Origin of the sequence: Rheinheimera sp. (assembly GCF_036568245.1) — a bacterium.
Lineage (GTDB): Bacteria > Pseudomonadota > Gammaproteobacteria > Enterobacterales > Alteromonadaceae > Alishewanella.
Map to the genome: position 1 here is coordinate 22013 of NZ_DATCSY010000096.1, position 14151 is coordinate 36163.

Genomic DNA, 14151 nt, shown 5'->3' on the forward strand with positions numbered 1-14151 from the left:
AAAAAGTGTAGATTTATTGGCGTCCCCTAGGGGATTCGAACCCCTGTTACCGCCGTGAAAGGGCGGTGTCCTAGGCCTCTAGACGAAGGGGACGCACTAAAAAATCTTGGTGGAGCTAAGCGGGATCGAACCGCTGACCTCTTGCATGCCATGCAAGCGCTCTCCCAGCTGAGCTATAGCCCCACACTTTTATGTTTTTCGCTAACTTGCATTAGCGCTGAACACGGGGCGCATTCTAGGGTGCCACCGAAAATGTGTCAACAGTTTTTTCTGCCACCTTGTTTGTTCGGACACTTTTTAAACGCAACGATGAATTAACCAGCAAATTTGGCAAAAATTAGCTGTTTTTAGAATGGTTTACTCTAGCTATAGCACGAGAAGCGGATGTTTATTTTGCCTCAGACAGAAAAAACTGCCGCAGTAGCCACTGCAGAATGTCGTGTTCATAAGCGTTTTTGTATAGACTATCGATACCGTTGACCTCAGCAGCGCAACTGCTGAATTTTGCTAAAGGATTATACGCTATGTACGAGAAGTACTATGGATTCAGGGAACGGCCCTTTCAACTCACGCCAACCCCAAACTGGTTTTACGCCAGTAAGCTACACAAGCGTGCCCTCGCCTATCTTCAATACGGTCTGTCTCAGGGGGAAGGATTTATCGTAATAACAGGCGACGTTGGCACCGGTAAAACCACTATTGCAAACCAGCTACTAAATCAGCTGAATCAAGATGAAATTATTGCTAAGCAAATCGTCACATCTAAACTGGAGCCGGACGACCTGATCCGCATGGTGGCGTCAAGCTTTAATCTGGTTGTGACGGAGCATACAAAGGCCAGCTACCTGGATGCAATATATAGCTATCTTAAACGGCTGCATGCCCAACACCGTCGAGCTCTGTTGCTGGTAGACGAAGCACAGAACCTACCGCTGGCTTCTATTGAAGAGTTGCGCATGCTGTCTAATTTTCAGTTTAACGGTAAACCACTACTGCAAAGCTTTTTACTGGGGCAGAATGAATTAAATGCCATTATTCAATCCCCAGATATGGAGCAATTCAGGCAAAGGATTATTGCTTCGTCAAATTTATCTGCGCTTCAACCTGATGATACTAAAGCTTATATTCAATACCGTCTGCAACAGGCTGGTGCGGACAGTTCAATAATCCACGACAACTGCTATCCGTTTATTCACCAGCAAAGCAGAGGTATTCCACGTAAAATAAATACCCTGATGGATAGAGTGCTGCTGTACGGTTACCTCGAGGACAAACAACAACTAAATACAGATGATGTACAACTGGTTATAGCAGAAATTAATCAGGAGGTTGCTAACCTGCAACCCGCAGAGCCAATGCCATCGACTCCTGCTGTTGATAACGCCGGCATCAGCAACAATGTTTCTGCTGCGCTAAACACCATGATTGAAGAAAAACTGAAATTACTGCAAGAGATGGATGAGCTTTTAAAGAAACAGCAAAAAGCATTACAGCAAAAAGAGAGTAAACCTCTAGATTAATATGATTTCTGGCTACGAATATCAGTATCAGAACTGATATTCGTAGCTAAACCAGACCCGATTTTCCTGCAAATCAAACTGCTGCTGATTTGAGTCCCGCTCTACACGTCTTAGATTGACAGAAATATCTGAATGCTCGTTCAGTTCAACCTTGAGCCCGCCTTTAAACTGAAGATTTTGATCTTTGCGATTCTCCAGAGAGTATTCTATTTCATAAAAATTGATCTCTGAAGTTAATGTCATCAATGGCGATAGTCTCCAGCTCGCATTCAAAGATGCCCCTTTAGTTTTATTTAATCTGTTACTCTCGACATACTCATCTTCTGTACGGCGCAAGTTCAATCCCAGCGCTAAGCGATTCCGATCGTAAGCCAGACTAAAAGAGCCTCCCTTTCGCAAAACCACATTTTCACTGATCTCGATATCTGTTTCGACAAAGTTTTGTAACGACTCCCCCGGTAACAGCTGATAATTAGCCGACGGAGGAACAAAACAATCTGTAATATCGCTAAATGCACCGGGGCACACAAACAACCCCAAATCATTAAATATCTGATCAAGTCCATTGGTAACGGTGACACGCTCGTTATACGTTAATCTTGCGGATAAACGCTGTAAACGATAACTGCCTGCTACTTCAACTGAACGGCCATAATATCGGCGGTCAACGGTAACCTGAAGAGAAGACCGTCGTGTGGGTGCCAACAACATATCAAAAGCCCAGTAACTATCTTCTTCTTCCAGTAACTGCTGCTGACGATACCAGTTATAAGTCGCATTCAGGTAAGATACATTCCCAAAGCGATATTCTATTCCGGTACCGACCGAACGAAACTCGTTTGTGTAGTTTGTGAAAAGGTCATTATTCTCGTATCTTGCCCTACTAATCCAGGCTAATTTCCGTATTAATGGCACCCCAACTGTCAGGTCTGCACTTTCAGATGTCAGATCATTTCCAGCATCTCTGGCGCTCTCAGAGTAACGACTATTGAACTGCCAGTAAAACTCACTGTCTCGCCTGCGTTTCCCAACAGCTAAATTGGCTGCATAAAATTCGTTGCTGAAGTTCCCTAATGCATCGTCATTGTCCGGACGCTCAGAATCAATTTTCCTTGCAGTCAAACTCAACGCAGTTTGGGTTTCTCGGTGAGGTGCTGTCTGCAGTGACAACGAAGTACCGAGATTACGTGTTTTACTTAAATCCGAGAAACCAGTGATTTCATCTGCAAAGATACCGCGCTGGGAATTTCGGATTCTGTAGCTTTCACTGGCATTGACCGTCCACTGCAGACGATTGTCAAAGGCTGAAAAACGGTTATTAAAATTTACGTAGTCTAGAGATCTATCGTCCCGTTGCTTATCGTCATAAAAAATATGCTTCTGCTTCCAGTCCAGCGCTGATAGCAAATGCTTACTGCTAAAAAGCAGCTCAACGTTGGGTGATAGAGCCAACGCCGCTCCCTCATCCCAGCTTGTATTATCTTGCTGTTTAAGCTGATAAAGATAGCTGTCCGCTACTATACCCGGGTTTAGTTGCCAATCTCCTGCTACAGCAAGCTGACAGACAAGGCTTGAGACAATCAGCGCAGGCCAAATCAGAGAGGGCTGTTTAGGCACCACCATAATAATATCCGTATCCATAATCGCCAATTTGAGTACGGTGCGCCTTATTGATAACGAAACCCACTGCAATCTCTGGTGGTATCAGCGCTATTGATTGTTCAATTTCCGACAGCTTTGACCGGTTCTCTTCAAGAACAATAATCGCCTGACCACACATCATTGCAACTACAGCAGTCTCGTTGACCCCCAGCAAAGGAGGTGCATCGAACAACACAATTCGGTCCTTGTAACGTGTTGCAAACTCACGGGCAAGATCGGCCATTTTCTGGCTCGCTAAAAGCTCTGTGGATAAATGATGAGCCCGGCCAGCAGTTATCAATTTCAGGCGCTCAACATTGGTTGACAAAATAATGTCCTGTACATCAATATCATCTGACGACAAGTAATCGGTCAGCCCCAAATCACTGTCAATCCCCAAAGTCTTTGCTACCTGAGGTCTGAGTACATCGGTGTCAACAAGCAGTACGGTTTTGTCCTGTTCAAGCGCTATACTCAGTGCCAGATTTATTGATGTAAAGGTCTTTCCCTCGCCTGGGCGGGAACTACTCACCAGTATTAAGTTGGAGTGCTTCAGTGACTTACTTAATGGACCAAATGCATTATTAATAAGTTTACGTTTTATAACGCTAAACTCTTCATTGATAACACGACGTTTTGGCGATAAAGAAACAAAGTGGCGCCTTTCGAGATCGGCTAAATCCAGCTCTACACTGCGGGAGCTAATTTGCGCGCCTGGCTCTACAAAGCTCTGTTGCGTCAGCGCTTTTGTTGCAGCCACACTTCCTGCACGCTCGGGAATACTTTCTGTTTGCTCTGCGTTTCCGCTTGCGGCCGATTCAGGTTGCTTAGATGTGGAAGCGTCATTGACAGACAGCTGCTTATCCAGTGCTTTTTCTATAATGCTCACTTAAAAACCCTCGATATCGTTTCTGCTGTACCACCAAAAAGCAACTCACTAACCATGATCATTGCGTATACGGCAAAAAGAGTTCCTGTCAACAGCACAAAGTAAATGAAATGCATTCGCATACTGCGGATTAGTTGCTGTTTATTTGTGTGCGACACCAGACCAAACACGGGTATTTCGGAGATGGTCTTCAATTGTGACACAGCTATCAGCGTCGGCGAAATTTGACTACGAATAAACGCAACAGCTATGCCGAGAAAACAGCCACCCAACAATACTGCTGTGTATAGTAGCAGGCGTTTTGGTCCTGAAGGAGTAATAGGCACGCGCGGCGGATCTATGACCCTAAACTGCACATCCTGCTCTGACACATCAGCTTTTCTCGCCAGCTCAGCGGCTTCTCTGCGGGTAAGCAATGCCTCATACTGAGAACGATTAATTTCATAATCCCGATTCAGTCCGGTGAACTCCGCTTCAATTTCAGGTATCTGGCTTAAACGGCTTTCAAACTCCTTCACTTTTCGGGCGTAAGCATCCACTTTCACTGAAGCAGAGGCTACCTGAGACTCCAGATCTGACACATTAAGTTTAAGCTGCTGAATGTACTCGTTTGCAGTACCTGTGCTTTGTTCACTCGACGCCAGCTCAGCCAACATATCCTCGCGCTGCTGCTTGAGGAAACTTAACAGTCTCTGTGTTTCCACGACATCTGGATGATTTTCTGTGAATTTAATCAGCAAGTTGTCAAGATTAGTGTTTAATGATGCAATACGCTCATCAAAAGGAGTAACAAAATCCGGAGGAACAACAGAAGCCCCGTTTTGCGACACAGGCACAAGCTGCGCCCGGGCCAGTTCAAGCCGGGTTTCTAGTTGCTGTAATTCTAATGCCGCAGTTTCAAGATTTTGTTTCTCAGCGCTAAGCCGGGCGTAGTAGTTACTCTCCGCGCTTGGCATCATAAACATTTTGTTTTTCTTAAACTCAGACAGCTTGCGCTCTGCTTCAATCAAGCGAGCTTCGTACTCAGCAATCTGCTCACTGAGGAATTTTTCAGCACCTTTAGAGTCCGCCCTGGAGGTACCTAATCTATTTTCAACAAAGGTATTAAGCGTGGCCTGAACAACCTTTAATGCGAGCTGAGGAGACCGGTTATGGTAGGTAATAACGTAAATGTTTTCACGGCCGGAAGACGCGATAACAATATCTTCCATCAGAGAGTCGATTAAAGCTTCATATTGTTTGTCATTGACAGCTTCGATGTCGAGGTCAGTTTCGCGCGCTATTTTTTTTAGATTAGGACGACTTAGCAACGTCCTGGCCAGCAGTTTAATCTCCTGATCCTGATTGTTCCTGATGGCGATACCTTTAAGCAGCGGCTCAAGCATTGTTTCAGTTTCAACATATAACTTCGACTCAGCCTCATATACTGGCGGAAGTTCATGTACAACATACCAACCGAGTATACACGCAAGCCAAGCCGTTATAATGACATAACGCCTGTGCAGCCAGATACCACGGCTGTAGGTCGAAATCTGCTCAATAGCTTCAGTAAGTTGTTTCATTTGTCACTCCATGACGGCACTACTACATATGACTGCGTTTTAAAACCATGCCTCAGGGATTATCACAATATCGCCAGGTAGCATGTCAACGTTGGCGGCGATATTACCATCACGGATTAAATCATCCAACCTAAGATCGTAAGTCAACTGCGTTCCATTGGAAACACGAACCAGCTTTGCAGCATTTCCATCGGCAAACTCAGTCAAGCCGCCGACAGCAATCATCAGGTCAAGCAACGTCATATATTCCCTGTAACTAATGGCCTGGGGATTTGCCGCAGCTCCTATGACCCTTATTTGCTCACTGTAAGGACCAACGAAATTTGTTACCGATACTGTCACAACAGGATCGCGGATATATTTACTTAAAATAGACTCCATCTCGCGAGCCAGTTGCGTAGGCGTCTTTCCGCTTACTGCAACGTCTTCAACCAGTGAAGTTGAAATTTTACCGTCTGGTCTGACAATAAAACTGCCCGATAGCTCTGGGTTTCGCCAGACAAATATGGTCACGCTGTCATTGGGGCCTATCAGGTACTGGTAATTATTTACTGAGGTAGTAAGAGAATTGTGAACTGTTGCGTTAGGCAAATAAGTACTGCTGCAACCGGCTATTAAGGCTAAAAGAAATAGTACCAGACCACCTTTTAACGATGTTACTAATGCCATAATAATGCTCATCCTTTTGCAAATTCGATCTGAATATAGCCTATATATTGGCTCCTTTGAGACAAGAATTGCAAATTAATTTTTGGTTCGATCTGTAAAAGCTGTACGATCTGGGCTAAACTAAGCTCGCTTGTTACAGTGGTAGTTCAGTAAAAAGCATAATTGCAATGGATGCACAAGGATGTCGTTAAAATGAATGCTAGTCGCTATGGAAGGAAATCTATTGCTGACAAACTCTTCTTGTCAGGTGAATTGGCTCTTCTTTGTCTGTCGAGCTGGTTAGCAAGTTCTCTATATAACTCTAGTTACTCTCCCGTATCTTTAGATATTCAGTTGGTGAATATAGTCATATTTGCTGCGGCTGTTATGCTATGTGCCTTATCAGTAGGCTTATACGACCATAAGCTGCGCGAAGGGAATAAAGGAATAGTAAAACGAGTTGTTATCACTTTGCTGTTCAGCACCATACTATTAGAGTTCATCATATTTCAGCTGTTCCCAGCCTTTAGAATTGGCAGTTTATACTTGCTGTGGGCCTCACTGATAGCGGCCGTGCTGATATCTGTTTTTAGAGCGTTTTGCCAATACCATGATATCAACCGTATAAGCCGTCGCCGTGTTCTGGTGCTTGGTGCTGGAGAGCGTGCTTCAATTATCGAGCGCAGAATGCGCCGCAATGTCGACAGACGGGACTTTGAAATCGTAGGTTATGTCCGCGTTGAAGGCGATAAATCGGCTGCAATCCAACCGCAGCGCCAGCTAAGCATTGATTACAGCAACGATCTGTTCAAATTTGTAATGGAAAACAAAATTGATCAGTTGGTTATCGCATGTGATGAGCGTCGCAACATGTTGCCGGTGGAAGCCTTGTTCAAATGCAAAACCCGTGGCATTGATATTATTGAGATACTTGATTTCATTGAAAATGAAACCGGACAAATTGCTGTTAACCTGATATATCCAAGCTGGATTATTCACTCAAATGGTTTGTCTTCTAACCCCCGGTTCAGAACCAGTTTAGGTTATCTGCTCAATGTTGTGCTGGCGGTGTCACTGTTGCTCGTCACCTGGCCTATTATGTTGATAACAGCATTGTTGATATATCTTGAAGATGGCCGAAAAAATGCTGTATCTATTTTTTACCGGCAGCTACGCGTAGGTATAGATGGCAACCCGTTTTACATTTTAAAGTTCCGTAGCATGAAACCAGATGCGGAGAAAAACGGTGCTCAATGGGCTACGGCTAATGATAATCGTGTTACCCGCGTAGGCCAGTTTATTCGTAAATACCGTATCGATGAGTTGCCACAGTTGTTTAATGTCTTAAAAGGAGAGACGGGATTTGTCGGCCCTCGTCCGGAAAGACCTGAGTTCGTTGTTCAGCTGGCAAAAGACATCCCTTACTACAACAACAGACACAATGTTAAACCCGGCCTGACAGGCTGGGCGCAACTGAAATATCCTTATGGCTCTACTGCGGAAGATGCTCAGGAAAAGCTGAAGTTTGATCTGTACTATATTAAACATCGCAGCCTGATGCTTGATCTCGTTATCCTGATCCGTACAGTTGAGATAGTGTTGTTTGGCCGGGGACGTTAAGTCCCCGGTTGTTTAACAACCATGGTGTCGCTATATCTGTTTCCCATTTATTTACTGCATGATTCAATAATGACAGTGTTTCTTGATAATAGGCGCTTTTAATCAGAATGAGCGATAACAACGCGCTTAAGAACAAGGTGTTGCATTCACTTAAGTGGGTAGCACTGGGAAGAGCGACAACTCAGACTTTACGCTGGATTCTTACATTCTGGGTTATTCGCATCCTGACTCCGGAAGACTATGGCATCGTTGCTCTTGCCGACATTCTTTTCAGTTTACTAATGACCATAGCGTCTACTATTGCTATCAGCCCTCTTATTCAGGCCAAAACCCTGGAACGTTCTGCCATTTCCTCTTATTTCGGTGTCACTCTTGGCATCTATTCACTACTTTTCTGCAGCCAGTATCTGCTAGCCGACACAGTTGCCAATTTATACAACAATGCTTACGTAGCTGATGTCTTAAAAGTTAATGCCTGGTGCTTTCTGCTGCTTGCTCTCGAAACCGTGCCTACAGCACTGTTAAGACGGGAAATGGCGTTTAAAAAACTTGCACTAATTGCGGCAGTTTCAAACATCGTTGCCGCGGTCAGTACCCTGCTGCTGGCGATTTATGGTTTTGGTTTTTGGGCTTTGGTTTATGGCGAAATTATCGCGATAGCATTAAGAGTAACTTTTTTACTCATTTACCACCCAGCCCCCTGTTTACCGACATTCAGAATTCGCGATAGTCTGCCTCTGATCCGTTTTGGCGGTTTAATGTCTGTGTTTACCTTACTTTGGTATTTTTTTATCCACCTCGATATTGCTATCGGAGGTTTATTACTTACCACGGCAGAAATTGGTATTTTTACCGTGGCCCTTAACTTTGCCCTGATGCCACAAAAGAAAATATTGCCGCTGATTAAGGAAATCTCTTTCCCGGCGTTCTCCCAAATCCAGGATCAGCCCGCCAAGATCACCCATTTCATTGTGAAAGCTCAGCGATTGGGGCTGATATTTACACTACCTATTTTCTGGGGACTGGCATCGGTCTGTGATTATTTACTGCCGTCAATTATTGGCAGTAAATGGGATGCGGCCATCATTCCAACCACACTGGTTTTAATGTTAATGCCACTGCGCTTTAGTGAGGAGCTATTCCAACCTGCAGCTAAAGCTTTGGGCCACATTAACTATCTTATAGTTAACACCTTTTACATGATTGCATTTATGTCTGTCGCATTACTTTCACTACACCAGTTCGGGGCAACCGGTTTGGCTCTGGCTTGGGTAGTTGGTTTTCCGCTGGCTTATTTAATCGTTCTGTTCAGATACAGCAAGTTATTCCAGTTTCCATTGGGGATATTTGTTCGCAGCATCAGCAAAATCATTGTCAGCGGTATTGCAATGGTAGCGACTGTGTCTTTGCTGAAGTTGTATCTGACCGACGTAAATCTGCTGAATATGTTTTTGCTAGTTATTGCGGGTGGCATCAGCTATATCGCAGGCCTGCTTCTGCTTGACCGTAAAACATTAGTCGAACTGAAGCAGGCGATGTCATCACGCTAACTACAACATTACTCTGATGGCGATCAGCAACACCAAAATACTCAGCAATGTCAGCCATAAAATACGTGTCAGTATGTTTTTCAATGATGGTAAAGGGCTAAGGCCGTTAAATTTTGCGACCTGGTAATACTGCGCTATAGCGATACCGGCAAATACATAACCGACTACTGAATAAGTCCGGCTGAGGAAAAAAACTGTGCCGGCAAACCCCACCATAGAATAGAACATACAGTCGCTATACCATTTCTGGGCTCTGACACGATTGTACTGCTTCGTAAATGCTTCCTGCTCACGGTAAGAGGCAAACGTTTCCGGAATGGCGGGTAATGTTATCGTATTCAACTGGCGTTGCGGGTATACCATATACAAAGTAAGCAGTAAAAATACCATCCAGAGAAAATATCCGCTCAGCCCTAACTCAGCCAATGTCAACACATAGGAGTTATGTGCGGTAATGTGATGATAATCAAGAAAATTCCCTTGGCCGACCCCCAGCAAGGGCCGCCAGAAAAACAATTGCATCCCCTCATACCAAGAGTCAACGCGCCCGGCAGCAGACTCCTCATCCACATCGATAGAGCGAAACTTCATGAAGATAAATATCAATGCAGGAGACAACAACACTCCGGTAAGAATGGTCTTCATTTTGCCCCAATTCAGGTAACTGAAAACAGCCGCCATAGCAACTAGTGATACCAGTGCACCGCGAGAGTTGGTAAGGTAAACACCGTACAGGATGTAAGCTCCGCACAGCGCGGCAATAACTTTAGTGACAAAACCACCTTGCAAGAAAAACAGTACGACAAAAGGCAGTGTCATTACAAAAAACATTCCTAAATCGTTAGGGTCGTTAAAGAAACCAACATAGGTGATCCTGTCCATCCAGGACAGTTCGCTACCCGCCCAACCAATACCAACCGGGCTGTTCTTTTGTGATATCCCGTTGTGCACCATCACCATAGCCGCTGCAATAGCTATCAGCATTAACATTCTGGTCCTGGCAACTGTGGTGGTTAAACCGCTAAAGACAATTATCGGTAGCACCGCCGATATAATAAAATTATTGGCACTGGTAATCCCCCCGCCGAACCAGCCATTGCGTATACCTGACAACAACATAACTAAAACAAGTAACATGCAGCACAGGGTTTGCGGAGGGAATTTCTTGTCTTGTTGCAGTACAAGGTAGCTAAAAAATGCCAGCAACAACGACAAACGGATTACCGGTAAATCCTGTAGCTGTGGCAGCCACTCGTGCGGCCGGACCAGGATCAATACCATATATAGGCATAAAAATAGAAAAGGAAAAAACGCATCTGTCCGTTCCTGCACGATCAGACGAGTATTACTGTTTACGATAGCCATTTTAAACGTCCTGCTTGTCTCTTTAGCTTTCTTAATATTGCCAGAGCATACGATACTACATCAGCGTATACATCCAGCTGATAGCATAGTTGTTTCTGATTACTCAATTCCTGTTTGTAACTTCGCACTGCTCCCAGCATAAAGTCGTAAGCAAGGTTATTCATCTGACGAGCAGCCCAAAGGTGCAACATCGCAGAGGGAGACAAAGCTGAAAACTGCTCTGCCCAACCAGCCTGATAAAAATGCATATAATCCGTACTTTTAAGATAGTAATGTATTGCAGCAAACTCGCCGTCAATTTTTAACACTGCGATAGCACAGCTGTCGGCTTGCTGCAGAAGCAGTGTCTGATGAAACTGATTGAAAATATCGCTGACGAAAGCCCCCTGCTTGCCCTTACTATTCCAACGTAGCTGATGCAGTCGCCTGAGCTCGGGCCAGACATCACAGGCTTGTTGTTTGTTAAGCCAGTAGAAATGCGCCCTTCCTTCAGTTTCGAAACGGACTATTTTCTGCCACTTACGTTTTAGTTGTGATGTCAGCTGAAAATCCTGCTGTTGGTTATGCAGATATCTGTAGCCCGACGTCTGTATAACAGCATACCCCAGTACATCAGCTAACTGCAGAATATTTGCGCCTGCGTTAACTGCCCGCCAAGTAATACGTGTTTGGCCTGATGATTTGACCAGGCGCGCCAGTTCAGGCAAAAGCTGCGACCAGCCGGGCGCTATCAGTAAATCCACAAACTCTGACGCCACCTCACAATCTTCTGCTTCACCCTGCCCCAACGGAAACATAAGGCGTCTTCTTCCTGTGCCGGCAGGTTGAGTATAACAAGGTAATATTGCCACCAGATTGTCACCGCTGGTACATATCCAAGCCTCTAACTGCCAACCGGCCTGCCAGAAGCATGATATCCAATGCAACTGCCACTGCGGTGAACAGAATAGGACACCACCACATTGTTGATTGAGCAAGTGCCACTTATCGCTAATAGCCGATAGTTCTGATACTGATGAAAGCCTGCGCCAAACTGCCGGCGCTGTATTGCCGTAACTCACGTCAAGATGCGCCTTTAGTCAGACGACAAGGTGCAACATCTGCTTGCAGCGCTAAAAGGTAAAGCCCGGTTAGCGTCCAGATAACTTCGGTATCCTCTGTCCACGCATCCGGCACGTTAAAAAATTGCACGGCTTGCTGGCACAGGCTATTAAGAGAGGTATCAAGCCAATGTTTATGCGGCACAGGAAAGCCAAACTTAGGTAAGTACATCAGCTTTGGCGTGTAGAATTGCTCGCCTATTTTACGCAGAACCGGCTTTACAAAATCGCCGCCAAAATAGTATTCATTCGGTAACTGCGAGGCATAATGCATGACCGGCCAGCAGACAAATGGATTGACCAATTGCAAATTATACAGATCTGCCAGACGGCTCATCTCAAAGAAGTGATTCACGACATCGCTCGAGAACACAGCCTGCTTCACGTAGCGCACAGCAGCATCAAAACAGGCGGAGACTGCGCTGTCGGTGTTGAGCTGCTGTAATACGGCAGAACTGTCCAGCTGCAAATCGTCAGCCAACACCATTTCTGTGGCTGACTGCAGCGTTAATTTTATCGACGATATGGTGTCTTGCTGAACATTAAAGTCAGCTAACATTTTCAGCCTTGAACCCGAAGGCAGCCGCCGCATTATCAGTTCAGAACCGGGTAATACGCCCATCAGCCGGCGTAACTTAAGATGCTTTTGATGACGTCGGGTAAAATGCTTAACGGCTCTGGAACCAAATAACGTATCCGCACCTTCGCCGTACAGTACTTTATCAAACTCACCTGCGAGCTGGCGCATAATATACAGCAGCGATACTGCACTATGACTGCGGGGCGCACCAGCAAGGCAGTGCACTGTGTCACGAAACAGAGGTTCCAGCATGTCGTCTTTTATCGGCACTATTCTGTGCTCTACTCCCAATTCTCGGGCAAATTGCTTAGCCGTTTCTAACTCGGGATTAGAGTGATTGTCATGCACCGGTGTTACAGCGACAACATTCAGTTTAAGCTGACAGCAGATCCCCAGTAAGACCGACGAGTCGACGCCGCCACTTAGCAATACTGCAACACGATCAGTCTGTTTTACAGAGTTTGCAATGTTAGTACAAAGTAGTTGCTGGACGGCATCGGCATGAGCCAATAACGTTTTGCTGGCCGGTGTGTTTCTGGCTGGTAATAAACCAAAACGTCGTTCTACCACTGGCGGTTTCCCCGCCTGTAACTTAACGACTGCAGCATGAGGCAGTTTTTCCACCCCCTCTATCAGTGAATGCTGGCCAGTTAACCAGCGAAAATGCAATGTCTCCATCAAGGCATGACGGTCAAAATGGCGCTGCCTGGTCTTAGCAGCAATAAACATCAAATCTGTGCTAAACCAGATAGCATTGGCACTTTGATAATAATACAACCTGTGGCAGCCAAGCCTATCGGTAATCATGCAACACTGACCAGTGTTTTTATTTAACAGCAACAGGCTATAGGCACCATCTAGCATGTTAATCGCCGCCTGCAGCTGTTCATCACCACCAAACTGCAACAGACCCAACCAGTATGCCGGCGCAGAATTGAAATCCTGGTTATGCACATAGCCAAATAGCAACAAGACCCCTTGCTCATCCTCCCAGAATGACGTCTCCCCACGATAAGAGAGCCACTGCTGACCGACGGGGAAATGGCCGCTGGCTTCTGCAACTTTGTCCTGGCTGATACAGATAAAGTCGGTATTCATATTACGTTGACCTTCCTTAGCAGCGCTTTTAGTAAGCCGGTCAACTGTCTTACCAACATTCGCACAGAGGGTGCAGGATCCCACCAGGTATGATAAATAAACACGTGCGGCTTAAAGAAATCATTAAGATAGGCAGATAAAATTTGCCTGACACTTTCCCCGTCTTTACGCCGGGAGAAAAAATCCTCGTACAGGCTGACAAAAATAACGTCGTTTTTCATCTGCAAGCTGTAGTCTGGTACTTCATCATTGAGCAACTGACAATAAACATAAGCATTGTTAATGCCACAGCTGGTGTCAAAATAGTTACACATGCCTAAGCGCGGATTCAACTCTATATACTTGTAGCTGTTATCACGACTATCAAACTTAAACTCAACCATCGCCGGGCCAACATACCCCAATGCTTTACCAAGCTTCCTGCTTAGCGCAATAACCTCGTCATTTTGCTTGCTTACGGCATAACTGGTTACACCGTAATGGGAAGGCGATAACCGAAGCCGGTTAAAACTGAATGCCTGAACCAAGTCTGCGTTGTGATCGAAGAAACAGTTACAAACCCACTGGCAATCATCATC

Annotated in this window: 11 protein-coding genes and 2 tRNA genes; 3 read left to right on the forward strand and 10 right to left on the reverse strand. The window is 45.2% G+C overall.

Annotated elements, in window-relative coordinates; translation table 11 throughout:
• Positions 1-17: 17 nt before the first annotated feature.
• Positions 18-93: transfer RNA gene (locus VIN66_RS04180), tRNA-Glu, on the reverse strand.
• Positions 94-107: 14 nt separating this feature from the next.
• A tRNA-Ala gene (locus VIN66_RS04185) sits at positions 108-183 on the reverse strand.
• A 341-nt stretch (positions 184-524) separates the two neighbouring features.
• On the opposite strand from VIN66_RS04185, the gene VIN66_RS04190 reads away from it, so the two are divergent.
• Positions 525-1520, forward strand: a complete 996-nt coding sequence (locus VIN66_RS04190; RefSeq protein ID WP_331922822.1) for an XrtA/PEP-CTERM system-associated ATPase — start codon at positions 525-527, stop codon at positions 1518-1520.
• 27 nt (positions 1521-1547) lie between these two features.
• On the opposite strand, the gene VIN66_RS04195 is transcribed toward VIN66_RS04190, so the two are convergent.
• Genes VIN66_RS04195 through VIN66_RS04210 form a run of 4 tightly spaced genes read right to left on the reverse strand, consistent with a single transcriptional unit; the run spans position 1548 to position 6281 of the window.
• Positions 1548-3143, reverse strand: a complete 1596-nt coding sequence (locus tag VIN66_RS04195; RefSeq protein WP_331922823.1) for a TIGR03016 family PEP-CTERM system-associated outer membrane protein — start codon at positions 3141-3143, stop codon at positions 1548-1550.
• A complete protein-coding gene (locus VIN66_RS04200) occupies positions 3130-4050 on the reverse strand; it encodes an XrtA-associated tyrosine autokinase (protein ID WP_331922824.1) in 921 nt (306 codons plus the stop codon). The genes VIN66_RS04195 and VIN66_RS04200 overlap by 14 nt, the downstream gene beginning before the upstream one ends.
• Positions 4047-5612: an XrtA system polysaccharide chain length determinant gene (locus tag VIN66_RS04205; RefSeq protein WP_331922825.1), complete on the reverse strand. Its 1566-nt coding sequence runs from the start codon at positions 5610-5612 to the stop codon at positions 4047-4049. The genes VIN66_RS04200 and VIN66_RS04205 overlap by 4 nt, the downstream gene beginning before the upstream one ends.
• Positions 5613-5651: 39 nt before the next feature.
• The gene (locus tag VIN66_RS04210) at positions 5652-6281 is read right to left on the reverse strand and encodes an XrtA/PEP-CTERM system exopolysaccharide export protein (RefSeq protein ID WP_331922826.1); all 630 of its coding nucleotides are present in this window, start codon (positions 6279-6281) and stop codon (positions 5652-5654) included.
• Positions 6282-6473: 192 nt separating this feature from the next.
• Here VIN66_RS04210 and VIN66_RS04215 point away from each other — a divergent pair, with 192 nt between their 5' ends.
• Together VIN66_RS04215 and VIN66_RS04220 are read left to right on the forward strand one after the other, a co-directional pair.
• Complete coding sequence (locus tag VIN66_RS04215; RefSeq protein ID WP_331922827.1) at positions 6474-7880, forward strand: TIGR03013 family XrtA/PEP-CTERM system glycosyltransferase; 1407 nt, start codon at positions 6474-6476, stop codon at positions 7878-7880.
• 107 nt (positions 7881-7987) lie between these two features.
• A complete protein-coding gene (locus VIN66_RS04220; RefSeq protein ID WP_331922828.1) occupies positions 7988-9430 on the forward strand; it encodes an oligosaccharide flippase family protein in 1443 nt (480 codons plus the stop codon).
• On the opposite strand, the gene VIN66_RS04225 is transcribed toward VIN66_RS04220, so the two are convergent.
• The 4 genes from VIN66_RS04225 to VIN66_RS04240 all read right to left on the reverse strand — a co-directional run.
• The gene (locus VIN66_RS04225) at positions 9431-10795 is read right to left on the reverse strand and encodes an O-antigen ligase family protein (RefSeq protein WP_331922829.1); all 1365 of its coding nucleotides are present in this window, start codon (positions 10793-10795) and stop codon (positions 9431-9433) included.
• A complete protein-coding gene (locus VIN66_RS04230) occupies positions 10783-11592 on the reverse strand; it encodes a GNAT family N-acetyltransferase (protein WP_331922830.1) in 810 nt (269 codons plus the stop codon). The genes VIN66_RS04225 and VIN66_RS04230 overlap by 13 nt, the downstream gene beginning before the upstream one ends.
• A gap of 265 nt (positions 11593-11857) precedes the next feature.
• Complete coding sequence (locus VIN66_RS04235) at positions 11858-13573, reverse strand: asparagine synthase-related protein (RefSeq protein WP_331922831.1); 1716 nt, start codon at positions 13571-13573, stop codon at positions 11858-11860.
• On the reverse strand, positions 13570-14151 hold a 582-nt coding region (locus VIN66_RS04240; protein ID WP_331922832.1), incomplete at its 5' end, for a hypothetical protein. The genes VIN66_RS04235 and VIN66_RS04240, both read right to left, overlap by 4 nt.

Excerpts from the sequence above, each read along its gene's own strand:
- VIN66_RS04225 (WP_331922829.1), bottom strand. The coding sequence starts at position 10,795 with ATGGCTATCGTAAACAGTAATACTCGTCTGATCGTGCAGGAACGGACA.
- VIN66_RS04230 (WP_331922830.1), bottom strand. The coding sequence starts at position 11,592 with ATGTTTCCGTTGGGGCAGGGTGAAGCAGAAGATTGTGAGGTGGCGTCA.
- VIN66_RS04205 (WP_331922825.1), bottom strand. The coding sequence starts at position 5,612 with ATGAAACAACTTACTGAAGCTATTGAGCAGATTTCGACCTACAGCCGT.
- VIN66_RS04190 (WP_331922822.1), top strand. The coding sequence starts at position 525 with ATGTACGAGAAGTACTATGGATTCAGGGAACGGCCCTTTCAACTCACG.
- VIN66_RS04220 (WP_331922828.1), top strand. The coding sequence starts at position 7,988 with ATGAGCGATAACAACGCGCTTAAGAACAAGGTGTTGCATTCACTTAAG.
- VIN66_RS04210 (WP_331922826.1), bottom strand. The coding sequence starts at position 6,281 with ATGGCATTAGTAACATCGTTAAAAGGTGGTCTGGTACTATTTCTTTTA.
- VIN66_RS04235 (WP_331922831.1), bottom strand. The coding sequence starts at position 13,573 with ATGAATACCGACTTTATCTGTATCAGCCAGGACAAAGTTGCAGAAGCC.
- VIN66_RS04195 (WP_331922823.1), bottom strand. The coding sequence starts at position 3,143 with ATGGTGGTGCCTAAACAGCCCTCTCTGATTTGGCCTGCGCTGATTGTC.
- VIN66_RS04215 (WP_331922827.1), top strand. The coding sequence starts at position 6,474 with ATGAATGCTAGTCGCTATGGAAGGAAATCTATTGCTGACAAACTCTTC.